This window comes from Streptomyces sp. NBC_01717 (assembly GCF_036248255.1).
Taxonomy (GTDB): Bacteria; Actinomycetota; Actinomycetes; order Streptomycetales; family Streptomycetaceae; genus Streptomyces.
This window is the reverse complement of record NZ_CP109178.1, coordinates 1,067,882-1,091,262: the sequence shown is the minus strand read 5'-3', so window position 1 is coordinate 1,091,262 and position 23,381 is coordinate 1,067,882. Positions and strand designations below refer to the sequence as shown.

Annotated in this window: 22 protein-coding genes and 1 pseudogene; 9 read left to right on the top strand and 14 right to left on the bottom strand. The window is 69.2% G+C overall.

The window, feature by feature from the left end; all coding sequences use genetic code 11:
- Nucleotides 1-5 precede the first annotated feature (5 nt).
- On the top strand, nt 6-1,451 hold the full coding sequence (locus OHB49_RS05175) for a glyceraldehyde-3-phosphate dehydrogenase (protein WP_030975971.1): 1,446 nt from the start codon (nt 6-8) through the stop codon (nt 1,449-1,451).
- A gap of 121 nt (nt 1,452-1,572) precedes the next feature.
- On the opposite strand, the gene OHB49_RS05170 is transcribed toward OHB49_RS05175, so the two are convergent.
- Complete coding sequence (locus tag OHB49_RS05170; protein WP_329158309.1) at nt 1,573-2,427, bottom strand: alpha/beta fold hydrolase; 855 nt, start codon at nt 2,425-2,427, stop codon at nt 1,573-1,575.
- 77 nt (nt 2,428-2,504) lie between these two features.
- Here OHB49_RS05170 and OHB49_RS05165 point away from each other — a divergent pair, with 77 nt between their 5' ends.
- Nucleotides 2,505-3,107: a sigma-70 family RNA polymerase sigma factor gene (locus OHB49_RS05165; protein ID WP_329158308.1), complete on the top strand. Its 603-nt coding sequence runs from the start codon at nt 2,505-2,507 to the stop codon at nt 3,105-3,107.
- A gap of 27 nt (nt 3,108-3,134) precedes the next feature.
- Here the strand turns inward: OHB49_RS05165 and OHB49_RS05160 are convergent.
- A pseudogene (locus tag OHB49_RS05160) lies at nt 3,135-3,328 on the bottom strand (IS5/IS1182 family transposase); the annotation flags it as partial.
- Nucleotides 3,329-3,408: 80 nt separating this feature from the next.
- Between OHB49_RS05160 and OHB49_RS05155 the strand changes: the two are divergent.
- On the top strand, nt 3,409-4,476 hold the full coding sequence (locus OHB49_RS05155) for a M20 family metallopeptidase (protein WP_443079641.1): 1,068 nt from the start codon (nt 3,409-3,411) through the stop codon (nt 4,474-4,476).
- Here the strand turns inward: OHB49_RS05155 and OHB49_RS05150 are convergent.
- Together OHB49_RS05150 and OHB49_RS05145 are read right to left on the bottom strand one after the other, a co-directional pair.
- The gene (locus tag OHB49_RS05150; protein ID WP_443079640.1) at nt 4,463-5,467 is read right to left on the bottom strand and encodes a zinc-dependent alcohol dehydrogenase family protein; all 1,005 of its coding nucleotides are present in this window, start codon (nt 5,465-5,467) and stop codon (nt 4,463-4,465) included. The two genes, OHB49_RS05155 and OHB49_RS05150, sit on opposite strands and share 14 nt — an antisense overlap.
- A 526-nt stretch (nt 5,468-5,993) precedes the next feature.
- Nucleotides 5,994-7,076 carry an aldo/keto reductase gene (locus tag OHB49_RS05145; RefSeq protein WP_329158302.1) on the bottom strand — a complete coding sequence of 361 codons (1,083 nt, stop codon included), beginning with the start codon at nt 7,074-7,076 and terminating at the stop codon, nt 5,994-5,996.
- Between the two features lie 257 nt (nt 7,077-7,333).
- On the opposite strand from OHB49_RS05145, the gene OHB49_RS05140 reads away from it, so the two are divergent.
- Entirely contained in the window at nt 7,334-8,146 is an 813-nt protein-coding gene (locus OHB49_RS05140) for an AraC family transcriptional regulator (protein ID WP_037853145.1), read from the top strand.
- A gap of 317 nt (nt 8,147-8,463) precedes the next feature.
- On the opposite strand, the gene OHB49_RS05135 is transcribed toward OHB49_RS05140, so the two are convergent.
- Entirely contained in the window at nt 8,464-8,640 is a 177-nt protein-coding gene (locus OHB49_RS05135) for a hypothetical protein (RefSeq protein WP_329158300.1), read from the bottom strand.
- Between the two features lie 225 nt (nt 8,641-8,865).
- On the opposite strand from OHB49_RS05135, the gene OHB49_RS05130 reads away from it, so the two are divergent.
- On the top strand, nt 8,866-9,423 hold the full coding sequence (locus OHB49_RS05130; protein ID WP_329158295.1) for a CGNR zinc finger domain-containing protein: 558 nt from the start codon (nt 8,866-8,868) through the stop codon (nt 9,421-9,423).
- A 26-nt stretch (nt 9,424-9,449) separates the two neighbouring features.
- Here OHB49_RS05130 and OHB49_RS05125 read toward each other — a convergent pair whose 3' ends face one another.
- The 5 genes from OHB49_RS05125 to OHB49_RS05105 all read right to left on the bottom strand — a co-directional run bounded on the left by OHB49_RS05125 (nt 9,450) and on the right by OHB49_RS05105 (nt 14,162).
- A complete protein-coding gene (locus OHB49_RS05125; RefSeq protein WP_329158293.1) occupies nt 9,450-10,484 on the bottom strand; it encodes an alpha/beta fold hydrolase in 1,035 nt (344 codons plus the stop codon).
- Between the two features lie 210 nt (nt 10,485-10,694).
- A complete protein-coding gene (locus OHB49_RS05120; protein ID WP_329158291.1) occupies nt 10,695-11,300 on the bottom strand; it encodes a GOLPH3/VPS74 family protein in 606 nt (201 codons plus the stop codon).
- Nucleotides 11,301-11,655: 355 nt separating this feature from the next.
- Nucleotides 11,656-12,426, bottom strand: coding sequence for a polysaccharide deacetylase family protein (locus OHB49_RS05115; protein WP_329158289.1), 771 nt, complete (start codon nt 12,424-12,426; stop codon nt 11,656-11,658).
- Nucleotides 12,420-13,286, bottom strand: coding sequence for a DMT family transporter (locus tag OHB49_RS05110; protein WP_329158287.1), 867 nt, complete (start codon nt 13,284-13,286; stop codon nt 12,420-12,422). The genes OHB49_RS05115 and OHB49_RS05110 overlap by 7 nt, the downstream gene beginning before the upstream one ends.
- Before the next feature lie 42 nt (nt 13,287-13,328).
- Complete coding sequence (locus OHB49_RS05105; protein ID WP_329158285.1) at nt 13,329-14,162, bottom strand: SDR family NAD(P)-dependent oxidoreductase; 834 nt, start codon at nt 14,160-14,162, stop codon at nt 13,329-13,331.
- Between the two features lie 200 nt (nt 14,163-14,362).
- Between OHB49_RS05105 and OHB49_RS05100 the strand changes: the two genes are divergently transcribed.
- The gene (locus OHB49_RS05100) at nt 14,363-15,475 is read left to right on the top strand and encodes an MGDG synthase family glycosyltransferase (RefSeq protein ID WP_329158283.1); all 1,113 of its coding nucleotides are present in this window, start codon (nt 14,363-14,365) and stop codon (nt 15,473-15,475) included.
- 185 nt (nt 15,476-15,660) lie between these two features.
- Here the strand turns inward: OHB49_RS05100 and OHB49_RS05095 are convergent, their stop codons facing one another.
- Nucleotides 15,661-16,257: a GNAT family N-acetyltransferase gene (locus tag OHB49_RS05095; protein ID WP_329158281.1), complete on the bottom strand. Its 597-nt coding sequence runs from the start codon at nt 16,255-16,257 to the stop codon at nt 15,661-15,663.
- Between the two features lie 574 nt (nt 16,258-16,831).
- Here OHB49_RS05095 and OHB49_RS05090 point away from each other — a divergent pair.
- A complete protein-coding gene (locus OHB49_RS05090) occupies nt 16,832-17,713 on the top strand; it encodes a peptidoglycan recognition protein family protein (protein ID WP_329166364.1) in 882 nt (293 codons plus the stop codon).
- A 54-nt stretch (nt 17,714-17,767) separates the two neighbouring features.
- Here the strand turns inward: OHB49_RS05090 and OHB49_RS05085 are convergent, their stop codons facing one another.
- Both OHB49_RS05085 and OHB49_RS05080 read right to left on the bottom strand, forming a co-directional pair.
- Entirely contained in the window at nt 17,768-18,739 is a 972-nt protein-coding gene (locus OHB49_RS05085) for a M56 family metallopeptidase (protein ID WP_329158279.1), read from the bottom strand.
- A gap of 16 nt (nt 18,740-18,755) precedes the next feature.
- On the bottom strand, nt 18,756-19,157 hold the full coding sequence (locus OHB49_RS05080; RefSeq protein WP_052189915.1) for a BlaI/MecI/CopY family transcriptional regulator: 402 nt from the start codon (nt 19,155-19,157) through the stop codon (nt 18,756-18,758).
- A 310-nt stretch (nt 19,158-19,467) separates the two neighbouring features.
- Between OHB49_RS05080 and OHB49_RS05075 the strand changes: the two genes are divergently transcribed.
- Nucleotides 19,468-20,304, top strand: a complete 837-nt coding sequence (locus OHB49_RS05075) for an undecaprenyl-diphosphate phosphatase (protein WP_030976015.1) — start codon at nt 19,468-19,470, stop codon at nt 20,302-20,304.
- Between the two features lie 113 nt (nt 20,305-20,417).
- On the opposite strand, the gene OHB49_RS05070 is transcribed toward OHB49_RS05075, so the two are convergent.
- On the bottom strand, nt 20,418-21,800 hold the full coding sequence (locus OHB49_RS05070) for a nucleobase:cation symporter-2 family protein (RefSeq protein ID WP_329158275.1): 1,383 nt from the start codon (nt 21,798-21,800) through the stop codon (nt 20,418-20,420).
- Between the two features lie 302 nt (nt 21,801-22,102).
- Between OHB49_RS05070 and OHB49_RS05065 the strand changes: the two genes are divergently transcribed.
- Nucleotides 22,103-23,332: an FUSC family protein gene (locus OHB49_RS05065; protein ID WP_329158272.1), complete on the top strand. Its 1,230-nt coding sequence runs from the start codon at nt 22,103-22,105 to the stop codon at nt 23,330-23,332.
- The last annotated feature ends 49 nt before the right edge of the window (nt 23,333-23,381 follow it).

Below are 23,381 nucleotides of genomic sequence, written 5' to 3'. Positions count from 1 at the left end.
AACCTGTGACTGTCAATGAGGACTCGTTCACCAGCTGGAAGAACCGCGAGAGGATCGCGGAGTCGATGATCCCGATCATCGGGAAGCTGCACCGGGAGCGGGACGTCACGATCCTGCTTCACAGCCGCTCCTTGGTGAACAAGTCAGTGGTAAGCATCCTCAAGACCCACCGATTCGCCCGGCAGATCGCCGGTGAGGAACTCTCGGTCACCGAGACGCTGCCGTTCCTGCAGGCTCTCGCCACGCTCGATCTCGGCCCTTCCCAGATCGACATCGGCATGCTCGCCGCAACGTACAAGACCGACGACCGCGGTCTCTCGGTGGAGGAGTTCACCGCCGGAGCCGTCGCCGGCGCCACGGGTGCCAACAAGATGGAGCGCAGCGAGCCGCGCGACGTCGTCCTCTACGGCTTCGGTCGCATCGGTCGCCTCGTCGCCCGCCTGCTCATCGAGAAGGCCGGCTCCGGCAACGGCCTGCGGCTGCGCGCCATCGTCGTCCGTCAGGGTGGCGACCAGGACATCGTCAAGCGCGCCTCCCTGCTGCGCCGCGACTCCATCCACGGCCAGTTCCAGGGCACGATCACGGTCGACGAGGCGAACAGCACGATCATCGCCAACGGCAACGAGATCAAGGTGATCTACGCGAACGACCCGTCGGAGGTCGACTACACGGCGTACGGCATCAAGGACGCCATCCTCATCGACAACACCGGCAAGTGGCGTGACCGCGAGGGCCTGTCGAAGCACCTGCGCCCCGGCATCGACAAGGTCGTCCTGACCGCGCCCGGCAAGGGTGACGTCCCCAACATCGTGCACGGCGTCAACCACGACATGATCAAGCCCGACGAGCAGATCCTGTCCTGCGCGTCCTGCACCACCAACGCGATCGTCCCGCCTCTGAAGGCGATGGCGGACGAGTACGGCGTCCTGCGCGGCCACGTGGAGACCGTCCACTCGTTCACCAACGACCAGAATCTGCTGGACAACTACCACAGTGCCGACCGCCGCGGGCGTTCGGCGCCGCTCAACATGGTCATCACCGAGACCGGTGCCGCCTCCGCCGTCGCCAAGGCGCTGCCCGACCTCAAGGCGCCGATCACCGGCAGCTCGATCCGAGTCCCGGTGCCGGACGTCTCGATCGCGATCCTCAGCCTGCGGCTCGGGCGTGAGACCACCCGCGAGGAGGTCCTCGACTACCTCCGCAACGTCTCGCTGACCTCGCCGCTCAAGCGCCAGATCGACTTCACCACCGCCCCCGACGCGGTGTCGAGCGATTTCATCGGGTCGCGCCATGCCTCGATCGTCGACGCCGGTGCCACCAAGGTCGACGGCGACAACGCGATCCTCTACCTGTGGTACGACAACGAGTTCGGCTACTCGTGCCAGGTCATCCGCGTCGTCCAGCATGTCTCCGGGGTGGAGTACCCGACGTACCCGGTTCCGGCGGTCTGATCTCGACGGACCGTCCGATCGGCTGTCCCGGCAGGTGGGGCGGCGGTGGGAGAACAACCGATCCCGATGGGCATCCGGTTGCTCTCCCACCGTCGGCCGAGCCGGTGTCGGCCAGGGCGTTTCAGACTCCAGGTGCGTGAGCAGGCCCTCGCCCCAGGAATGTCGCAGTGGCCGCCACGAACCGGTCGGCGTCGTCGAGCCAGGGATAGTGCCCCGCCCCCGGCTGCACCACGAGCGTGGCGTCAGGGAACAGTCCCGCGAACTCGGCCGCCGACTGAGGGGGGCTGTTCAAGTCGCACTCCCCGGCGAGCAGCAGGACAGGGGTCTCGAGGGCGGCGAGCGCCGCACGAGTGGACTCCGGGCTGAAGGCGCCCTCGGCCGCGAAGAGGGCGACCGCTTCCTGGTTGCTCGGCCGGCCGGCTGCATGGTGTTTCCGTGCCACGGCGTCCCAGCGGCCGTAGAAGAAGGGGGTGATGGCCTCCGAGTCGCTGCCCGTGCCCGTGGTGATCGCCTCCAGGGCGGCGAACGCCGCCGGGAACCACGGCTCGTCTCTGCGAAGCTGCGCGAGCTCGCGTCGCGTCTCCCCGGTGATCGCTATACCGACAGCTCTCGTGCTGGGTCCGATCAACGCGAGCTTGCTGACGTACTTCGGGTACCGAGCCGCGTATTGCGTCGCAATATTCGTGCCGGCGGAGTGGCCGAGCAGGTCCATCCGAGGAAGACCGAGGTGTTCACGCAGCGCCTCGACGTCGTCGACCAGGCGATCGCAGCGGTAGGAGGAGGTGTCTTCGGGTATCGCGGACCGGCCGGTGCCGCGCAGGTCCAGGACGATCAGCCGGCGGTGCGTGGACAGGCCGCCGAGGTCGCCGAGGTAGCGGGAGTCCGTGGGGCCTCCCGGGAGGCAGACGACCGGGTCGCCCTCGCCGATCGCGCGATAGGCGAGCCGGGTTCCGTCAGGTGCGGAGAAGGTAGGCATGACGGGAACCCTGCCAGTCATAACCAGGTTGTACAACCCGGTTATGGCCGAGAAGCGCTCGGGTGTATAACCGAGCCATGGCAGGCGAAGAGGATGCGCACCAGAACCCCGGGACGCTGACCGAGGAGCAGGCCGAGCGGATGCTCGCCGGCATGAACGAGGTCATCCGTGCGGGCGAGGAGATGCGGAAGCTGCGCACCGAAATGATCAAGCTGTTCGCCGGCTTCGGCTGGACCCAGGACAGAATTGCCCAACTCGCCGACATGAGTCAGCCCGCCGTGTCCAAGCAGGTGACGAAGTACAGGACGGGCGACCCGCTGCCCCCGACGAGCCTCTCCCTCGACCAGCACGACGAGCCCTGGCTCGAAGGACGCCTGTGGGGCCTCGCCGAGGAGATCTCCGAGACGTTCCACGAGACCGCCCGCTGTACGCGCTACGTCAACGCCATCGCCCGGGGAAAGAAGCGCTTCACGCCCCAGAACGTCGACGAGTTGCGGCGCCTGGTCGAAGAGGACCTGATGCTTCATCAGGCAGAGATACCCGGCAGCTACCGGGACGCGTACGACCGGATCAGCCGTGGTCTCGACGTCCCCTCGAAGGTCACCACCACCGCTTCGGCCTCTGTCCGTCGCGCCCTCGCTCACCAGATCCAGCGCGACCGCCTCAGGGGTGACGCCTGAGGCGGTCGCGCGGACAGATCAGGGGCATCAGCTAGGGCGGGTGTCCCTGCTGTGGCTGGTGCAGGCGTGGGCCGGAAGGCGGGGTACGACGGTGATCGCGTCGGCGAGCGCGATGAACGCCTCGATGACACGGGCCCTGCGGTCGGTGCAGATGGGGCGCGCTTCTTGAAGCCGCGGTCGTGCCGGGAGTCGGTGCGCTCGACAACCCGGCGGGCGCGGGCTCCACCCCGTTCCGTCGTGGCGTACCAAGTAGCCTTGCGACGTGACGATAAACAGGAGCGTCGACGTGACTGTCGACGCGATGATCGAGGACCTCAGGAAACTCGTCGAAATCGAGTCCCCCTCGCGCGACCTCGACGCCCTGGCGGCATCGGCCGAAGCCGTCGCCGCTGTCATCGAGAGCCGCCTCGGTGGGCAGGCCGTCCTCGTGGAGAGCGAAGCAGGGCCGCACGTCCACTGGTCAGCCGGTGACGATCCCGAAGTGCTGATCCTCGGTCACCATGACACGGTTTTTCCGCTCGGCACCCTTGAACGCCGCCCGTTCATGGTCGAGGACGGGCGCGCAACCGGCCCCGGGGTCTTCGACATGCTCGGCGGTCTGGTCCAGGCCGTTCATGGCCTGGCGACGCTCGATGACCTGTCAGGCGTCGAGATCCTGGTGACCGCCGACGAAGAGGTCGGCTCCCGCTCCTCTCGAGCTCTCATCGAAGAACGAGCCCTTGCCTGCGGCGCCGTACTCGTGGTCGAGGGGGCCGCCGACGGCGGAGCCCTGAAGACGGGCCGAAAAGGCTGCGGCACGTTCCAAGTCTCCATTGCGGGCCGGGCGTCGCACGCGGGCCTTGAACCCGCAGCCGGGGTCAACGCCCTGATCGAAGCGTCGCACCAGGTGCTGGACATCGCAGCGCTCGCTCGACCCGAAATCGGCACGACTGTCACCCCGACCGTCGCGTCCGCAGGAACCCTGGACAACGTCGTTCCCGCGGAGGCGACCGTCATCGTCGACGTCCGGGTCGAGTCGGCCGGCGAGAAGGACAGAATCGAATCTGCGTTCGCAGCATTGGCTCCGCATCTCGCTGGGGCGGAGCTCTCGGTTCAGGGCGCTGTCGGTCGACCTCCGATGCCCGAGTCGGCGTCGGCCGAGCTCTTCGCGGTGGCCGAGCAGCTGCTTCCTGACCTCGAAGGCAAGGCGGTCGGCGGCGGAAGCGACGGCAACTTCACGGCCGCACTGGGGGTGCCGACGCTCGATGGCCTCGGAGCGGTCGGGGGCGGTGCCCACGCCGACCACGAGTACCTGGTGATCGAAGCCATGACCGAGCGGGCGAACCTTGTTGCCGGACTGGTGAACGCGATTCGTGTCAGTCGGCGGTGAGCACCGCGGCTCCGTTCACCCGGTCCGCGGCCAGGTCGGTCAGTGCCTGATCAGCCCGGTTCAGCGGATACCGGCTCACGGTGACCTGGATGCCGATGCGCTCGGCGAGATCGAGGAACTCGCGGCCGTCCTGGCGGGTGTTGGAGGTGACGCTGCGCAGATTCCGTTCCTGGAAGAGATGTCGCTGGTAGTTGAGCACAGGAATGTCGGTGAGATGGATTCCGGCGATCGCGAGGGTGCCCGACCGGTCCAGCGCCTCCAGAGCCACCGGGACCAGGTCACCCACGGGAGCGAACAGGATCGCCGAGTCCAGCGGCTCGGGTGGACTGTCGTAGGCACCGCCGACCGATGAGGCACCCAGGGACATGGCGAGTTCACGCGCCTGCGCGGAACGCGTCATCACATGGACGGTTGCGCCCTCGGACAGAGCCACCTGGGCGGCCAGATGAGCCGACGCGCCGAAGCCGTAGATTCCGAGCCGGCCGCCCGTCGGCAACGCGCTCCGCCTCAGCGACCGGTAGCCGATGATTCCGGCGCACAGGAGAGGAGCGAGCAGGGCCGCGTCCTGTGTCTCGGGGAGAGGATAGGCGAACGCCTCGGGAACGAGGACGAGGTCTGCGAATCCGCCGTCCCTGTCCCATCCCGTGTACGTGGACCTGGGGCAGAGATTCTCCCGTCCCGCTCTGCAGTAACGGCAGGACCCGCAGGTACTGCGCAACCAGGCGCCGCCGACCCGGTCACCCACGCGGAACATGCTGACCGCCTCGCCGACGGATGCCACACGGCCGACGATCTCGTGGCCGGGAATGGTCGACGGACGGTGGGGGGTGAGATCACCCTCGGCGAGGTGCAGGTCGGTGCGGCAGACACCGCACGCTTCCACCTCCAGCAGAAGTTCATCCGGGCCGGGCGCGGCCACCGGGCGATGTGCCGGTACCAGGGGACCGGTACGCATGGGCCCAGGTGTCCCGACAGCCCAGCCGCTGAGCATGTGTGTGGCGTGGTCAGCTCGCCCCATGCTCCCAGCCTGCGGCTGCCGGGCGGGTCCGGCAATCCGACCGTCGCCTCGCTCGAGCACAACACAGCTCCCCGACCGACGTCTGCGGGGCCGGATCGGCTCTACGGTTCGACCGTCAGAACCCGTGCCCAGGGGCGGCGTGGTGTGCGGGGCCCTGCTCCCGGGGCCGGGCCGGACAGGCCCCTTCGGAGGGGCCGTTCCGGTTGGGCCGGCCGGCACGAAGGTCCTCCGACGTGGACGTATTTCCCGCCGCAGGATTGCCGCGGACGCGCCTGGGCACATACCCGGTGAGCGCCAGGAGGTGGTGGCAGTGAGCCGCATCAGAATTGTCCGCCGCCCACCACCACCGGTCTCGGGGCCGCCGCCCCTCGACCTGCGAACCCCGTCCGGGCGGCCTCTGCCCTACTGAGAACCACGACGCGCCCGCGTCCTGGAACCGCGATGCCATGAATGAAGACCCTGACGAAGGGACCATTCGTCGTGTGTCCCGGAGTGGTGGTCAGTAGCGGGCGCTGTCGGCCTGCAGTAGTGGCGACACCGTCGACGGGCGCCCGTCCACGGTGGCTCCGCCGAACTGGATCATCGGCGCCAACGTCCTGTTGTTGTCGGCGGGGAAGTTCAGCGTGGGAGCGGACACACCGTCCAGCACAGCGCGCTGGGCCTCCGTGAGGGTCAGGTCCAGGGCATGCAGGTTGGCCTCGAACTGGTCCATGCGGCGCGCGCCGACCAGAGTGGAGGTGATCCCGGGACGACCCTGCACCCAGGCCAGGGCCACCGCGGCGGGACTGGCGCCCACTTCGCCGGCGACGGCGTTGAGCGCGTCGATCACGACATAGTCGGCCTCGCTCGGGGCACCGACCAGCTGCGTGCGCGTGGTGTCGACCGGGCCGGTGGTGGCGCTGGAGTACTTGCCGGACAGGAAGCCGCTCTTCAGCGGGCCCCATGGCATCACGCCCATGCCCAGGGCCTGAGCCATGGGGATCAACTCCCCCTCCGAGGTGCGCTCGAGCAGGGAGTACTCCAACTGCAGCGCGATGATCGGAGACCACCCGCGGAAACGCGCGATGGTGGCCGCCTCGGCAGCAGCCCACGCCGGCACGTCGGAGAATCCGACGTAACGGACCTTCCCGTCGCGGATCAGGTCATCCAGTGCGCGGAGCGTCTCCTCGACCGGCGTGGTCGGGTCGAAATTGTGCAGCCAGTAGATGTCGACGTAGTCGGTCTGCAGACGCCGCAGCGAGTTCTCCATCTGTTGCACGATCGCCTTCCGGCCGGGTCCGCCGCCGTTGGGGTCGTTCTCGTACAGGTTGCCGAAGAACTTCGTCCCGATCACGACCCGGTCGCGCAGCGCGGACCGGCTCGCGAAGTAGTCGCCGATGATCTTCTCGGAGTGGCCGTTGGTGTAGATGTTGGCGGTGTCGATCGAGTTGCCGCCCCGGCCCAGATAGGCAGCCAGGATGTTCGCGGACTCCTGTGGGCTGCTGCCCCACCCGTGATCCTCACCGAAGGTCATCGTGCCCAGCGTGAAGGGGCTGACGCGCAGACCCGAGCGGCCGAGCGTGACGTAGGAATCGAGCGACATGGTGGAACTCCCTGGCGGAACGATGTTCGGGGACGCCGTGGAGGCCATCCCGGTGCCCCTCCATTCGACCCCGCCGCCTGGCGATCTCCTAGACCGATGCGCGCGGATCGTTGCACAATCCGCTCAACCTTGCCCGGATCATGTTGGCCTCGCGCACAATTCCATGGTCCACTGGTGTGGTGCATCACCTGGACGAAGTTCGCAACCGGATCGCGCGGCTTGCCGCAGGCAGTCCACGCCCGGTGCGGGTCGAGGGAATGACGGTGTTCTCGACCGAGCACGTGACCGAACCGCTGGGCACGGTCACCGAACCCATGATCGCCCTGGTGGCCCAGGGGGCGAAGCGCTCGGTCCTCAATGACCGAGTCTTCGACTACCACTCGGGCCAGTATCTCGTCGCGACTGTCGACCTTCCCCTGACCTCACAGATCACCGACGCCACGCCCGCCGAGCCGTTTCTCGCGTTCGGGCTTCCGTTGCAACCCGCGGTCGTCGCGCAACTGCTGGTGGAAGCCGGCCCCGCCGACGTCCCCTCTCATGACGGACCGGGCATCGCGACCAGCAACGCCGACGACAAGCTGCTCGACGCTGTCGTCCGGCTGCTGCGCCTGCTGGACGAGCCACGTGACATTCCGGTATTGGCGCCCGGCGTGCGACGCGAGATCCACTGGCGACTGCTGAACGGGCCCCAGGCGGCCCTGGTCAGGCAGATCGGCCTGGCCGACAGCCGCATGACCCTCGTCGCCCGCGCGACCGAGTGGATCAAGAATCACTATGACCAGGTGATCCGCATCGAGGACCTCGCCCGCGAAGTCGGCATGAGCGTCTCCTCGCTCAACCGGCACTTCCGTGCGGTGACCGCCATGAGTCCGCTGCAGTACCAGAAGCAACTCCGACTCCAGAGGGCCCGCATTCAACTCATCGCGGCGTCGCACGACGTGGCTGCGATTGGACACGCAGTCGGGTACGACAGCCCGTCGCAGTTCAGCCGCGAGTACCGGCGCATGTTCGGAGCCCCGCCGGGTCAGGACGCAGCTCGCCTCCAAACCGCGGTGATCGTCCAGGAGTAGACGCTCGGTCACGCCGCCTCCCGCCGTCGGTCCGCGCCTGTCAGGGGCGCGGACCAGCAGCGCCACGCCCAGAGGCGTGACTAGGTCCTACCGGTTGTCCACGAGCCCTTGGCTGACGGCCAGGGCGGGTTGGCGGGATGGGGACCGCGGGCCCACACCCACGGCTTCAGATCTCCCGTGGTGAGGGGGCGTTTCAGAAGAGTTGGACGAAGCAGCCGAAGGCAATGGTCACCACACCCACGGCTACCGACACCCTCTTCAGCGCCATCGACATCTTCATGCGAATCCCTTGCTGGATGGTCGGAGCGTCTCGCACGTCACAGACACGTGCGGACGAGCCACTCGTCGTAGTTGTACGCATTCCTCGCCGGATCCAGGACTGTGGCTGCGTGCCCTTCGGTCGTGTCCTCCAGGCGGATGCGCTCCGGCAGTTTGCCGAACCGGGCGTGACGGGCCACTTCGGCGTCGCTCGGAAGCTTCTCTGTTGGCGACATGGGTTGCCTCCTGCGCTTGTTGTGCTGAAGCGTGGATCGTTGCCGGTTGCCATAGATGCGGCACCGGAGATGGTGATAACCCGTGTGATCACGTGCACGACCCCGAAGACGAACTGCCGGAGAGTCCGCGTCGGACGCCGCAGGTGTCACGTGCTCACAGATGCATCACTGGTCAGGCTGGTGACGATATTTGCATGCAAGTTCGTCACCTGTCAAGGTGGTGACATGGAACACGCCTTTCCCAGTGGCGCCGTGGCGCTCGACTTCGTGGGAACACTGCGCGCACGACGCAACGCCGTGCCCTGGGACATGCTCGGATCGCCGGAGAGTCTCGATTCCTGGTTCCGCGAATCCGGAACCACTGACGGGGGCACGAACTGCAAGGCGTCGGACGTCGAGGAGGCGGTGGCTCTTCGAGAGGCGATCTACCTGCTGGTCACCGCCAGGCTGGCGAACGAGAGCTACGACGAGGGGGCGCTTGCGCCGGTGAACCGCGCAGCGAGCACGCCCCCTGCAATTCCGCAGCTCACACCGGCGGGGCGCCGGATCGAAGCCACGCCGCAGCAGGCACTCTCCTCCGTGGCCCGGGACGCCATCGACATCCTCAGCGGGGTGGACATGCCGCTGCTCAAGGAGTGCGCGAATCCCGAGTGCACGCAGATCTACATCGATCGTTCACGGGGAGCGCGCCGAGAGTGGTGCGCCATGGATCCGTGCGGCAACAAGATCAAGGCGGCGGCCTACCGCGCCCGCAAGCGTGCGGGCAAGCCGGCATCGGTGTGACCGTAAGCAAACGGCGCGTCGCCCGATCAAAGGCCGCCGGCCTCGACGACGGCTGCGGCAAAGGCCTCCGGGGCCTCCTGCGGGAGATTGTGGCCGACGCCCTTCAGGGTCCGGTGGGCGTATGCGCCCGTGAAGCGGTCGCGATAACTGGCACCGTCTCCGGGAGGGGTGAACGGATCCAGCTCACCGTCAAGGGTGATCGTCGGGAGCGAGATGACGGGACTTTGAGCAAGTTGCTTTTCGAGATGATCGTATTGTGGGTCGCCCCCGGCCAGGCTGAGTCGCCAGCGGTAGTTGCGAATCACGATGGGGACCCAGTCGGGATTGTCGAAGGCCGCCGCAGTGCGATCGAACGTCGCGTCATCGAAATGCCACGTCGGGGAGACGTTCTTCCAGATGAGCTTCGCGAAAGCGTGCTTGTACTTCTCAAGGCCGAGCCTGCCCCTTTCTGTGGCGAAGTAGTACTGATACCACCATGCCCACTCGGCCTCCGGCGGCAGCGGCGCCTTGTTTCGCTCACGGTTGGTGATCAGATAGCCGGTCACCGAGACCAGTGCCTTGCAGCGTGCCGGCCAGAGCGCCGCGATGATGTCGGCCGTCCGCGCGCCCCAGTCGAAGCCGGCGAGGACCGCCTTCTCGATCTTCAGCGCATCCATCAGCGCGATGATGTCGAGAGCGAACACCGACTGCTGGGCATTCCGGAACGTCTTGCTCGAAAGGAAGCGCGTCGTGCCATGACCGCGCAGATACGGGACGATCACCCTGTAGCCCTTGGCGGCCAGCAAGGGTGTCACGTCCACATAGCTGTGAATGTCGTAGGGCCAGCCATGGAGAAGGACGACCGCAGGTCCGTCGGCGGGGCCGGCCTCGGCGTATCCGATGCTCAGGACCCCGGCATCGACCTGCTTCAGTGTGCCGAAAGACGTGTTACCGGGCCGGCCCATGGAGGGCACCGTTTGTTTGTCCCGGTCGGGTGCCGAGGCCGATGTCACCAACAGTGCCGGTAGCGAGGCTCCGACAGCTCCAGCGGTGAGAATTCTGGAAAACGTCCGCCTGTCCATCGGGCTCTCCTTTCTACGAAATCTCTGCTCGCTCATCCATGCCGGTCGGGCGGTCACATCGGACGTAGCGGATGACTGGGTACCTGGGTGACGTCATGGGCCGGCGGCACAAGTCGGCCACCGGTTCCATCACGGCATCATCTGCGGTTCATCGCCGGTGACTGAAGCTCCCGGCTTGTGGATGCGGCTCATGGTCCGCCCGTGCCCCCGTCATGGGGCGCGCCAGATGTTGTCGAAGGCCGCATCTTCGATGGCTCGCCGCTGCCGCACGGCTTCCAGTTCCATCACTGCGTCGTTGACGGCGGCGAGCACCGTCTCGACCGCGTCGTCGGCCACGCTCGGGGAGTCCTCAGCAGGCATTTCGCGGATTCCGACGGCGGCAGCGAGGACCGCGAGGACGGGCTCACCCGACGACCAGCGTTCCGACGCGTGGCGGCGAGCGGGTGAGTCGACCAGTGCTGTCCGGGCGGTCCGCGCGGGACTCCAGCGGCCGTGCTGCCGGGTGACCTGTCCTTCCGCCTCCAGGGCGGCCAGATAGGCCGAGGACAGTTCGCGGCCCCGGCGCCACAGCCAGTCCTCGACCGACTCGTAGGGCATCTGCCGAACGAGCGACGACGCGGCCTCGTCCAATAGGCGATCAGCCAGTGTCCACCGGGCACTCGGCACGATGCGGTCGTCTTCCAGTGTCAGCGCCTGGGCGTCGATGAGATCGATCACCTCGGCGCCCGCGAGCGCCAGCGACAGATCGCCCTGCTCCACGGGGCGGCTGGGCTCCACGTCCAAGGCGACGATCAACAGATCTTGCGGTGTGGTCATGAATGGCTCCACGTCAGAAGTATCGGTGGCGATACGTCGCTGAGCAGCTGGCCTGGTACCGGGCGCGAGGCCGAACGTGGCGGCGGGCCCGAGGTACGGCCGGACACCGGGGACGGTGTCCGGGGTCGGGAGCTTCTTGTACTTGGCCGACTGTAGCCCGGTCGCGCCGGCGGCGGTCGGTCGAAGCCGGGGCGGTTACTCCGATGCGGGCCATCCGGGGAGCGTGCGCCGCAGAGGGCCATGGCGGGAAGCCGATCCGCGGGACGGCGACTGCAACGCGGCGGCGAGGATCACGAGGGCTTCCGGGATCAGGACTGGATCCTGTGCCGGGCGTCCACCGGCGAGGCCGTCGCTCTCACCGGTGGCGCCGGCCAGGGTGGGTACCGGTGTCGACGTGCCCGATGCCGTGCTCGGCGAGCGGGCCGGCGGTCAGACCGAGTCGGCGGCACTCGGCGAGCAGGCCGGGCAGCGCACCCAGCGCGGCTCGCCAGGCGCCCGGCGCGCTCCACCCGTCCGCGTCGTGCAGCAGCACGGTGCCACCGCCGGTCAGATCTGCGAGGACCGATGCCCGCACGGAGCGAGCGTCGGCGTAAGCCGTCCAGTCCCGGCCCCAGGCCGACCACAGCACCGGCCGCAGCCCGGCGCGGCGGGCAGCGGCCAGGCGGCCACCGGTGAGGATGCCGTAAGGCGGCCGGTACCACTGCGGAACGGTCCCGCAGATCTGCCGTACCGCGCCGACGGTGCGCGCCAACTCCCGTACGTCGCGCAGCGGCGTGGGGACCCAGGGGCGCCCGTGCTGCCAGCCGTGCACCGCGACCTCGTGACCGGCCGCCACAAGCGCCCGGCCGAGGGCCGGATGCCGCTCCAGCGAGCTGCCGACGACGAAGAAGGTGGCCCGCACCCGGTACTCGTCCAGGACGCGCAGGAAGTGTGGGGTGCTGGCCGGGTCCGGCCCGTCGTCGAAGGTCAGCGCCACGTGGGCGCGATGGCCGCGGCCGTCCAGCGCCGGGCTGAGGATCCTCCTTACGGGCGGCAGCCAGGTGGCGGCGGGCCCGATGTGCCACGCGGCAGCCGCGGCCGCGGCCGCACCCACCGCGCCGGCCACCGCGCCGGAGCGTCCTACCATCGTTGTTCTTCCTTTCCGGAGACCACCGGTGAACTGCTCAGATGCACGCTGGCGAGCGCGATGAGCCCCAGCGCCGCAGCCTCCGGGAGCACCCGCCAGCCCAGGTCGATCTGCTCTTCGAAGAGCGCGACGCCCAGAATGACGCTCAGCAGCGAGTCGCCGAGCGTGAGCGCGGGTTGCGACGCCGCCAGCGAGCCGGCCCGCAACGTGGCCTGCAGCAGCAGGAAGGAGCTCAGGCCCACTGCCGCGGCCGTGTAGATCTGCCACGTAGCGAACAGCCCCTCGACCCCGCCGGACACCTGGCCGAGAGTGTCCTTGATCAGCGCCGCCGTGAAGGAGAAGCCGATGGCGGTCGCCGACCCCAGTACCGCCGCACGGGCGGAGCTCAGCAGTCGCATACCCACCACGATCAGCACGATCGACACGGCGGCGGCGGGCACGGCGCTGAGCAGCCACCTCCTCGGCGGCACGGTCTCCAGGCCGCCGGTCGGACTGGCCAGCAGGAGGAAGACCGCCAGACCCAGCGCCATCCCGAGGAACGCCCCCCAGGTACGGACCCCGGGCGGCCGCCGGAAGACGATCGCAGCCAGCACCAGCGTGAACAGCAGCTCCGTCGTCATCACCGGCTGTACGACAGCCAGTGGGCCGGTCGCCAGGGCGAGGGCCTGTGCCAGCCCGGAGACGACCAGCAGCCCCGCACCCCAGCGCCAGGCCGGTCGGCGGATGAATTCCAGCTTTCCGCGCAGTTGGCTGCCCGGGAGGCCGGGCCGGTCGACCGCCGCGGCGCGGCGCTGCAGCACGGACGCTCCCGCGTTCCCCAGCGCGGCGAGCAGCGCCAGTACGACGGAGAGGATGATCACGTGTCACCAGCCCTGCGCACGTGTCCGCTGCAGTGGGCCCGCTCAGCCAAAGCGCGTGGCCAGCTTGCGGAAGAGCCTCGGGGCCACACCCTGCACCCGGCCCGGCACGCCCAGCCATCGCGGCACGGCGATCTCGTCCCGCCCACCCGCCAGCGCCTCCTCGACCGCTGCCGCGACCCGCCCGGCGGATACCGGCCGTGGCCAGGACCGCGTGTACGGCGTGCCACGGCGGGTGAAGAAGGGCGTGTCGACGGGGCCCGGCAGCACCAGGCAGAGCTGGACGCCGGTGCCCTGGAGCTCGTAGCGCAGGCTGTCCGCGAACGCGATCAGCGAGCCCTTCGTCGCCGCGTACGCCGCCTCACCCCGCACGCCGAACCGGCCGGCGACAGAGCCGATGAGCACCAGCCGGCCCGATCCCCGGGACACCATCTGCGGCAGGACCAGGCGAACGAGATGGAGAACGGCGCAGACGTTGACACTCACCAGGCGGTCCACGGTGGCGGGCGGCATGTCGGTGTAGGCGCCCGCCCAGCCGAGCCCCGCTGCGGCGACGAGCGCGTCGACCCTGCCGCTGTGCGCCAGCGCAGCCTCGGCCAGCTTGCGGCAGCCCTCCTCGGAGGCCAGGTCCATCGGCAGCGCGACACCGGAAGTACGCGTGGCGACACTGCCGAGCCGGCCTTCGTCCCGCCCGTTCAGCAGCAGCTCCCATCGGCCGCCGGCTGCGAGCCGTGAGGCGACTTCGGCACCGATACCGGAGGAGGCCCCGGTGATCAACACGACCGGTCGCGGGCCGCGGGCAGACGGACCGGCCGCAGCCGACAGCGCCACATCGGCCTCGGCTGCGGGCATACCGCGGGGTAGGGGGCTCTTGCGCATGGGCCTTCCGTCCTCCGGGGCGGGCCGCCGACATCCTGGTGCTCTCGAAGCACCGCCTGTACCGACCCGTACTGAGTAATCCTTCATGCAACCGACGCAACGGCAAACGCACCCGACCGCACTGGGCTAACGGCCCGCCCGTCCGGGTGTGGCGCACCGGCCGCCATGCGCGGAGGATCCATGCGGAGGAATATCCAAGAATGGGACGTCGGATTCTGATCGTCAGCGCGAGCATGGGCGCCGGACACGATGCCGTCGCCGCCGAACTGGCCGAGCGTCTGCGGTCCGGCGGCCACCTGACGGCATGCGTGGACCTCCTCGACCTGCTGCCCCCCGGCGCCGGGCGCGGGCTGCGCGCCGTCTACCGCACGACGCTGCGCCGCTGCCCATGGGCTTACGGAGCGGTCTACTCGGCATTCTTCCGCGACCGCGGAGACCCGGGCGACCGGAACAACTGGGCGCCGGGCACCGGGCCGCTGGCCGCAGTCCTGGAGCCACGCCTGCGCAAGGTCGTGGAACGCTGGCGACCGGACGCGCTCGTCTCCACCTTCCACCAGGCTGCTCAGGTCACGGGGCGGCTGCGGTCCCGGGGCGGTGTCTGCCCGCCCAGCACGGTCGTGGTCACCGACTTCGCCGTGCACCGACAGTGGCTGCACTCCGGCAACGACCTGCATCTGTGCCTGACCGAAGCCGCCGCGGCACGAGTCCGCGCCACGACCGGACGCCCGGCGGAGGTGTGCGGCCCGATCGTGCCCCCGGCCTTCACCTCGGTCGGCCACGAGAACCTGGGCGGTCAGCCGTCCCGCTGGGCGCGGGAGTTCGCGCGGCGCGGCCCCGGCCGCCCGCCCGTGCTGATTTCGACCGGGGCCTGGGGCGTGGGCCACGGGCTGACCGACACGGCGCTGCTGCTCGCCGGCGCAGGCCACATACCGGTGCTGCTGTGCGGCAGGGACGAACAACTGCGGGACCGTGCCGCGCTGCTCCCCGGCGTTCTGGCGCTGGGCTGGGTGGAGGACCTGCCCGACCTCATGGCGGCTTCGAGCGCCCTGGTGGACAACGCCGCGGGGCAGACGGCTCAGCAGGCCCTCGCCGCCGGCGTACCGGTCGTCGGATACCGGCCGATCGCCGGCCACGGCGCCGAGGGCGTCGGCGAGATGGCTGCCGCGGGCCTCACCGAGCACGCCGCCGACGAGATCGCGCTGCTCCGCTCGCTGGACCGGCTGGTGCGCCCCGGCCCCGACCGGGACCGACAGGTCGCCGCCGGGCGGGCTGTCTTCACCGTGGACGCGGCCGGACTGGTCGCCTGCTCCTGACAGCCACTGACGACCGGCTGCTGCTCGGGGTGCGGGAGGGCACGGTACCCAGCAGGGCAGGCCACACGGGCCGGCCGGTCGCCACGTCGCGTGAGCCGCACGTCGGCTCGTACTCCGCCGGCCGGCGAACACCTGCAGGGACCCGTGTTCGGGAGTGGCTGTGACCGGCGCGGTCGCAGCAGACCTCAGCTGTCGATGTCGCCCTGGACGAGGGCGTGCAGGTGCTGGTCGTGCCAGCCGTCCGAGTGAAGCAGCCCGCTGCGCATGGTGCCTTCGAGGGAGTATCCGGCCTTGACCGCTACCCGGCAGGACGCCGGGTTGGCCACCGAGTGGCACAGCCGGAGCCGGTGCAGGCCGAGCTCGTCCAGGGCCCACCGGCTGACGCGCTTCGTGGCCTCGACCGCCACGCTGCCGCCGCGTGCTGCGGGCAGGACCCAGTAGACGATCTCGGCACTGCCGCCCTTGAGATCGATGCCACTCCACCCGATCAGGCCCGTGGCTTCGCCTCCCTCCGGGCGGGCGATGGCCCACATCGCACTCAGCTCGGCCTGCCATCGCTCGTGCATGCGCTCGATCCTCTTGCGTGCGTCCTCCAGGGAGTCCACATGCAGAAGGTTCCATCGCCGAATCGCGGGATCCTGGCCGGCCGTCACGAGGACGCTGGCGTCACTCCGACGCCACGGACGCAGTTGCAGGCCGCCGGAAAGGCTGAGCACCGGCTGTTGGATCCGGGCCATCCGGCCCGCGGGAACGACGGAGGGTATGGGCGAGTTGGAGATCATTTCAGAATCGTGTCACAACGCCCAGTGGCACGGAACCCGGCGAGTACCGGGCCGAGTTGGCATTCGATCGGACGCGCGGCGCTGTGCACGTGGACGTGGCCGGTGATGGCGCCGTCCCGCCACGTCGTGCCGGTTCCACGACCTTGATCGATTTTCAGAACACGCCCCGTACGTCCGAGTGCGACGGCGGCTCCGCCGGGGGCATGGCCGCGCCCCGTTGCAGCGCCCCCGCAACCTCCCGCACGGGTCGGCCAGGCTGCCGTCGGGCTTGCACCGAGGTCGGCTACGTCGTACTCGCCTGCATGCAGTAGTCCCGCGCGCGCGGCGAACCTTCTGCCGCAAGGCTCTAAGGGCTGTCCCGTAATCCCTGGCGGGCGCGCGACGACAGCTACGGCGCCTCGCCGCGTTGTCGGAACGCCCGAATACATCCAGTATGCGGACGTCCTTCCGCACCTTGCGATGCACCACATCTGACGCCGTGCGCTGATCCACCAGGGATTACGGGACAGCCCTTAGCGGGCTTACGTGCTCCCGCCGCCCGCTCGGCGAAATGGAAAGAAGGCCCCCTGTGCGTATGTGGCGAATCGTGCTGCCCCTCACGGCTTCCATAGCGGCAGTACCGCTCGTGGTGGCACCGGCCAGGGTGACGATGGCCGGGGTCGTCGCCGGGACGATGCCGGGTAGCCCTGCTTCGATGCTGCAGGCCGGTACGGGGCCCGCGCCGACCGTCGACTCCACGCCGTCACTCGTTGCGCTGAGTGCGATGGCGGTGGCGTTCCCCCACGCGGCACTTCGCCCCACCATCGTGTCGCGTGCGCAGTGGCGGGCCGACGAGACCAAGCGCGATCCTCGGGCCCACTACGCGAACGGGGTGACGGCGATCTTCATTCACCACACGGACACCCCCAATGCCTACGCCTGCGCCGACGTGCCGCATATGCTGCGCAACCTTTACACGGGCCAGACCCGTGATCAGGGATGGGGAGACTTCGGCTACAACTTCCTCGTCGACCGATGCGGCAACATCTACGAAGGCCGTGCCGGAGGTGTCGACCGCCCCGTCGTCGGCTCCCACACCCAGGGGTTCAACCAGGGCACCGCGGGGATCGCGGCGATCGGCACCTTCGGACGAGGGACGAAGGTGCCGGCGCCCATGGAACATGCGATCGCAGCCCTCGCCGCCTGGAAACTGGGTCTGCGCGGTGTCGACCCCCGCAGCAAGGTGCGACTGACGTCCACCAATGACAAGAGCCGCTATCCCAAGGGAACTTCGGCCAGTTTTCATGCCATCTCCGCCCATCGCGACGGCTTTGCCACCGACTGCCCGGGGGAGGCGCTGGTCGCCCGTCTCCCCGCGATCCGGGACCTCGCGGCCCGCCTCCAGGGCAGGGTTCTGCGCGAGCCCGCTCGTGTCCAGCTTTCCCAGGCCCTGTCCAGCCTCGGCGGCAGTCGCTGACCGCCCACCTGTACGCGGTGCGCCTTCGGGGCCCGCGGCCCACGGAACTGCCGGTCAGCCGCCTCTGGCCCGCTCCAACACCTCGTGCAGGTCCTGGGCCGCTTCGACCGTGCACAGGACGGCAGCCGTGAGGTAGGCGGCGGTGACCGTCGCTCGCCACTTCCCGCCCGTCGGTGCGGGGGACAGGAGCGCAGCCACCCGCCGCGGCACAGGGCCCGCCGTGTCCAGCCCGGTTCGCTCCCCGTCCGTCCGGCGCCCCGCACCCCGGCGGCCGAGAAGTCCCAGAGCAGCGGCAGGCAGTCGTCGCAGACCGCCGGAGCGCTTTGTCGCCAGCGCGGCCTTCCCCACGGTGACCGCCACCCGCCGCCGGTCGCCGGTTGTGCTTGCCGCGGCCTCGTCCGCCCACCGCTCCACCGTGTAGGAGACCTGAGCCGCCAGGGGACGTACCAACGGGTTGGCGGTCGCGGCCAGTTGGGCGGTTGCGGCGAACAGGTAGTGGTGCGCGCGCAGATGGGCCCGCTCGTGTGCGAACAGGATTGCCCGCTCGGTGTCGTCGAGCGTGGCCAGCATGCCCGTCGAGACCACGATGCGGCCGGGCAGTCCGGGCATCGCGAACGCGTCGGCGGCCGACTCCTCCATCACCACGAGCGGATCCTGACCCGGGAAGCATGCGGACTCCAGAACAGCCGCACACACCGCCCGCACCCGGCGGACCAGGAAGCGGGACGCGACCACGGTCACGGCGAGCAGCAGCACCGCGGCCGGCACGGCCACCGGTACCCACGCCGGATCGTCGCGTCCCAGTACGGCCGGTGACAGATCGGCGAGTCGGGCGATCCTCGGGATACGCACCAGACCGGCGAGGGCGATCAGGCCGAGCACCGTCGTACTGCCCGCGGCCAACACCACGGATGCCGTCGTCAGCACCCAGGTGGCCAGCCGCGGTTCCAACCGGTCGGCAAGCGGCCGGGCGGCGGGGCCCGCCAGCAGCGGGAAGAACAGCGGCAGGTAGATGGCGAGATGCATGGCAGCCTCCGTGGCCCTACCGGCCGGAGTCCAGGTCGCCGCCGAGCAGGCGGCGCAGCAGCGCCTCGTCGCCGCTCGACAGGTCGTCGACGAAACGGCTGAGAACCGTCTCGCGATCCGGAACCTCCTCCATGGCCTGGCGCATCCGCCGGGCGGCGAAACCCGGTTCGTCGGTCGCGGGCGCGTAGGCGAAGGCCCGGCCCCGTGGGACCCGGGTGAGGACGTCCTTCTCGTACAGCCGGGTCAGGATGGTCACGACGGTGCTGTACGACAAGTCGTCGTCCATGGCTTCACGAACGGCTCTCGGGGTGAGCGGCTCCTGCGCCGACCGGAGCACGGCGAGCACCTCGGCCTCCCGCTTCCCGTTGGCCAGGCGGCCGTCCGTCTCGTGTGTCCCGGCACGCTCGACCGCATCCACCGTTGGCTGCCTCCTTGCCCATCCTCTACAGTCACACCCGTCTTCTACGCGCGCGTAGAAGACAATGGCCTTCCCCGAGTGTGCCACGCATGCTCCTGGACCCGTGACGCCCGCCGCCATGACAGGAATCCCATGCCCCGTCACACGCCCGAGCCCGGGGGCACTGCCCGGCCCGGGACCGGTGCACCCGCCGACCGGCTGCCGGCGGCTGCGAGAGCCTCGCTCCTCGGAGCTGCGGCCCTGAGCCGAGAGGGCCACCGCACCGCACCACCACCGTCATCCCTTCGAATGCTTCGCAAGGACGGAACACTTGAGCGCCATCACCATCGGACAGGCCATCGTTCTCGGGATCGTGGAGGGGGTGACCGAGTTCCTGCCGATCTCCTCCACCGGGCACCTGAAGATCACCGAGGGACTGATGGACATCCCGGTGGACGACAAGGGTGTCGTTGCCTTCACCGCCGTCATCCAGGTGGGTGCGATTGCCGCCGTCCTCGTCTACTTCTTCAAGGACATCGTCCGATTCGTCACCGCGTGGGTACGGGGCCTGGCGCATCGCGACCAACGGGACAGCCACGACTACAAGTTCACCTGGTGGGTCATCTACGCCACGATCCCGATCGTGATCGTCGGACTCGCGGCGAAGCCACTCATCGAAGGACCGCTCGCCTCGCTGTGGGTGGTGGCCGGATCACTGATCGTCGGCAGCGGCGTGATGTGGGCGGCCGATCAGATGGGCCGGCACAGGCGCGGTGAGGAGGACACCACGCTCAAGGACGCGATGCTGGTCGGCTGCTCCCAGATCCTGGCGCTCCTCTTCCCCGGCTTCTCCCGCTCCGGCGCCACCATGTCCACCGGCCTCATCCTGGACCTCAACCGGGTCGCCGCGACCCGCCTTTCGTTCTTCCTCGGTATCCCGTCACTGACCGGCGCCGGGCTGTACGAGCTGAAGGACGCGGTCGGCGGCGGGGTGGGCGCGGTCCCGCTCGCCGTGGGCACGGTGGTCTCGTTCGTCGTCGCGTACGCCTCGATCGCCTGGCTGCTGAAGTTCGTTGCCAAGCACTCGTTCAACGCGTTCGTGATCTACCGCATCATCGTGGGCGTGCTGCTCTTCGCTCTGCTGGGCGCGGGTGTCCTCAACGCCTGACGGACAGACCCAGCCACGAGGGACGGCGAGGCCGATGGGCCTCGCCGTCTCGGGGTCGGTGGACCGTCGAGTCCCGTCCCCGGGGCGCGGCGGGACTCGAGGCTCGGGGTTCGTCAGGTGGGGCCGGAAGCGGCCACCTCCGTGGCCGACACCGGCTCGGCCGTCGCGGACCTGCCGCGGCCGGCTGTGTGGTTGAAGAGCAGGTTGAGGAGGAACGCGGCAAGGGTGGCGCTGGTGATGGCGCTGCCGCCGATGATCTGGACCCAGGTCGGGAAGGCGTGATAGATCGTCGGCGCGACGACGGGGAGCATGCCGATCCCGATGGAGACAGCGACGACCATCAGGTTGTTGGTGCCCTCGAACTCGACTGTGCGCAGGGTCTTGATGCCCACGGCGGTCACGGTGGCGAACATGACCAGACCGGCCGCACCGATCACCGGTTCGGGGAGCGAGGCGACGATCTCGCCGAGCTTGGGGACCAGGCCCAGCAGGACCAGGATGCCTCCGGCGACGGCGGCGACGTAGCGGCTGCGGACCTTGGTCATGCCGACCAGCCCGACGTTCTGGGCGAACACGGTGTCCAGGAAGCCGTTCATGATGCCGCCGAGGATGCCGGAGACGCCGTCGGCGGCAAGCCCCCGGGCCAAGTCACGCTTGGAGAGCGTGCGGCCGGTCATCTCACCGACGGCGAGCATGTCGGCGGTGGACTCGGTGAACGTCACCAGCATCACGACGCACATCGAGATGACGGCGGCGACCGGGAACTGCGGGGCGCCGAAATGGAACGGAGAGGAGACACCCAGCCAGCCGGCCTGACCGACCGAGGAGAAATCGGTCAGGCCCATCGGAACGGCGACCAGGGTGCCGCCGACCAGGCCCAGGAGCACGCCGACCTGCGCGAGGAAGCCGCGGGTGAAACGGCTGACGACGATGATGAACAGGATGATGCCGCCCGCCAGCGCGAGGTGGCTGGGGGCGGCGTAATCCTTGGCCGTGGGGTCGAGACCGGCGATCAGGCCGGCGGCGACTCCGATGAGCGAGAGCCCGATGACGGTGATCACCGAACCGCTGACCAGCGGCGGGAAGAACCGTACGGCGCGGGCGAAGGGCACGGCGACGAGCAGGCCGAAGACGCCTGCCGCGATCATGGACCCGTACACGGCCTGCATGCCGTACTCGCCCGCGATGAGGATCATCGGGGTCACCGCCGTGAAGGTGGCTCCGGCGACGACCGGCAGCCGCACGCCGAGGAGTTTGCCGATGCCGAGCGCCTGGATCAGCGTGATCAGGCCGGCCACCAACAGGTCGGCGTTGATCAACAGGCCGATGGTGGACGTGTCCAGCTTGGCGGCGGAGCCGAAGACAAGGGGGACGGTGACGCAGCCTGTGTACATGACCAGCACATGCTGCAGACCGAGAATCCCGAGCCGGCCGGGCGGCAGCACCTGGTCGACGGGGTGACGGACGGGGGTGGGCGAGGACGGTGCCTGGGACACGGATGCCTCCGTAACGGGGCGGGGGACGGGAGGGTGCGGGTAAGAACGGGTGGGTGGGCGTGAGCGCGGACGGACGGCGTGTTCGAGCGTGGGCGAGCGGTGACGCGGCAGCGGGTCAACTTTCTGTTGAAGGTGTTTCCCGTACGTTGCCGCATTCCTAAGGCACGGTTGCGGCTCCGCCCGCGTCCCGGGCGGTTCCAGCGCCGGTGCGGCAGCGGCTGCGCCGGCCGATTCCGGCACATCGGCACCCGTCCGGTCGATTCGGGTGGCTGCAAGCGGTCGCGCAAGGGAAGGGGAGTGAAATGCCAGAACTCTCCGCACCTGTGGTCAAGCTCGTACGGCGAACCACCGAACCTGTCGCGGCGCAGACCCTGCGCTCTACGGCGGCGGCAGTCATCGCCTATGTCGTCGCGGTGTGGACCCTTCCGCTGCCCGCTCCACTGACAGCTCCGCTCACCGCACTCCTGGTCGTTCAGGTCACCCTGTACGCGACACTCACCACGGGCATCCGGCGAGTCAACTCCGTCGTCGTCGGGGTGCTCATCGCCATCGGATTCAGCGCTCTGGTGGGTCTGACCTGGTGGAGCCTGGGGCTGACGATCTTCAGTTCGCTGATCATCGGACGCATGGTCCGGGTCGATGAGTTCGTGCCCGAGGTGGCCATCAGCGCGATGCTCGTCCTCGGCGTGTCCCAGATCGCCTACACCGCGTGGGACCGCGTACTCGAGACCCTGATCGGTGCGGGCGTCGGCCTGTTGTTCAACCTGCTGTTCGCACCGCCCGTATGGGTGCAGACCGCCGGGGCGTCCATCGACACACTTGCACGGGAGATGGGACGGATGTTCCGTGCCATGGGCGAGGAGACCGGCGGACACATCTCCGTCCCCCAGGCGGCGGCCAGACTGCACGACGCCCGCCGACTGGACCACGACATCGTGGCCGTCGACGCCTCGCTGCGGCAGGCCGAGGAGAGCCTCATGCTCAACCCCCGGGTCCGCCAGGGACTCCTCTACCGGATCGTCCTGCGTACCGGTCTCGACACGCTGGAGATCTGCGCGGTCGTGCTCCGCGTGCTGGCACGCACCCTGACGGACCTGGCCAAGGCCCGCACCGAGGAGTCGCTGTTCCCCGAGGACGTGGCGCTGTCACTCCGAGAACTCTTCGCCCAGATGGCCGAGGCCATCGAAAGCTTCTCCACGCTGATCACCACCCCGGTGTCCGCCAATGCCGAAGAAGCCGAGTCGCGGCTGGCCGCAGCACTGGTGTCCAGCCGCGCCGCCCGGGACGTGGTGGCCGACCTCCTGTTGGAGGACGTCCAGGAACATCCCAGGGAGTGGCAACTCCACGGCGCCCTGCTCGCCGAGGTCGATCGCATTCTGGATGAGCTGGACATCGACAAGCGCGCCGAACGACTCGGTCACGAACTCGACCGCCACTCGGCCGAAATGCATGAACGGCATCCCCGACTCGCCGCACTCCGGCGGCGGCTGGTCGGCAGCCGGGAGGCGCAGCCGTCGGCCCCGGTGACGTGAGGGACGACCGACACAGGCGCACCGTCCCACCCGGCCTTACGATGCAGAA

What these genes read in the sequence shown, in the direction of transcription:
- OHB49_RS05170 (WP_329158309.1), bottom strand. Translation starts at nt 2,427, where the DNA reads ATGCCTACCTTCTCCGCACCTGACGGAACCCGGCTCGCCTATCGCGCG.
- OHB49_RS05165 (WP_329158308.1), top strand. Translation starts at nt 2,505, where the DNA reads ATGGCAGGCGAAGAGGATGCGCACCAGAACCCCGGGACGCTGACCGAG.
- OHB49_RS05155 (WP_443079641.1), top strand. Translation starts at nt 3,409, where the DNA reads ATGATCGAGGACCTCAGGAAACTCGTCGAAATCGAGTCCCCCTCGCGC.
- OHB49_RS05150 (WP_443079640.1), bottom strand. Translation starts at nt 5,467, where the DNA reads ATGCTCAGCGGCTGGGCTGTCGGGACACCTGGGCCCATGCGTACCGGT.
- OHB49_RS05145 (WP_329158302.1), bottom strand. Translation starts at nt 7,076, where the DNA reads ATGTCGCTCGATTCCTACGTCACGCTCGGCCGCTCGGGTCTGCGCGTC.
- OHB49_RS05140 (WP_037853145.1), top strand. Translation starts at nt 7,334, where the DNA reads ATGACGGTGTTCTCGACCGAGCACGTGACCGAACCGCTGGGCACGGTC.
- OHB49_RS05135 (WP_329158300.1), bottom strand. Translation starts at nt 8,640, where the DNA reads ATGTCGCCAACAGAGAAGCTTCCGAGCGACGCCGAAGTGGCCCGTCAC.
- OHB49_RS05130 (WP_329158295.1), top strand. Translation starts at nt 8,866, where the DNA reads ATGGAACACGCCTTTCCCAGTGGCGCCGTGGCGCTCGACTTCGTGGGA.
- OHB49_RS05125 (WP_329158293.1), bottom strand. Translation starts at nt 10,484, where the DNA reads ATGGACAGGCGGACGTTTTCCAGAATTCTCACCGCTGGAGCTGTCGGA.
- OHB49_RS05120 (WP_329158291.1), bottom strand. Translation starts at nt 11,300, where the DNA reads ATGACCACACCGCAAGATCTGTTGATCGTCGCCTTGGACGTGGAGCCC.
- OHB49_RS05115 (WP_329158289.1), bottom strand. Translation starts at nt 12,426, where the DNA reads ATGGTAGGACGCTCCGGCGCGGTGGCCGGCGCGGTGGGTGCGGCCGCG.
- OHB49_RS05105 (WP_329158285.1), bottom strand. Translation starts at nt 14,162, where the DNA reads ATGCGCAAGAGCCCCCTACCCCGCGGTATGCCCGCAGCCGAGGCCGAT.
- OHB49_RS05100 (WP_329158283.1), top strand. Translation starts at nt 14,363, where the DNA reads ATGGGACGTCGGATTCTGATCGTCAGCGCGAGCATGGGCGCCGGACAC.
- OHB49_RS05095 (WP_329158281.1), bottom strand. Translation starts at nt 16,257, where the DNA reads ATGATCTCCAACTCGCCCATACCCTCCGTCGTTCCCGCGGGCCGGATG.
- OHB49_RS05090 (WP_329166364.1), top strand. Translation starts at nt 16,832, where the DNA reads ATGTGGCGAATCGTGCTGCCCCTCACGGCTTCCATAGCGGCAGTACCG.
- OHB49_RS05085 (WP_329158279.1), bottom strand. Translation starts at nt 18,739, where the DNA reads ATGCATCTCGCCATCTACCTGCCGCTGTTCTTCCCGCTGCTGGCGGGC.
- OHB49_RS05065 (WP_329158272.1), top strand. Translation starts at nt 22,103, where the DNA reads ATGCCAGAACTCTCCGCACCTGTGGTCAAGCTCGTACGGCGAACCACC.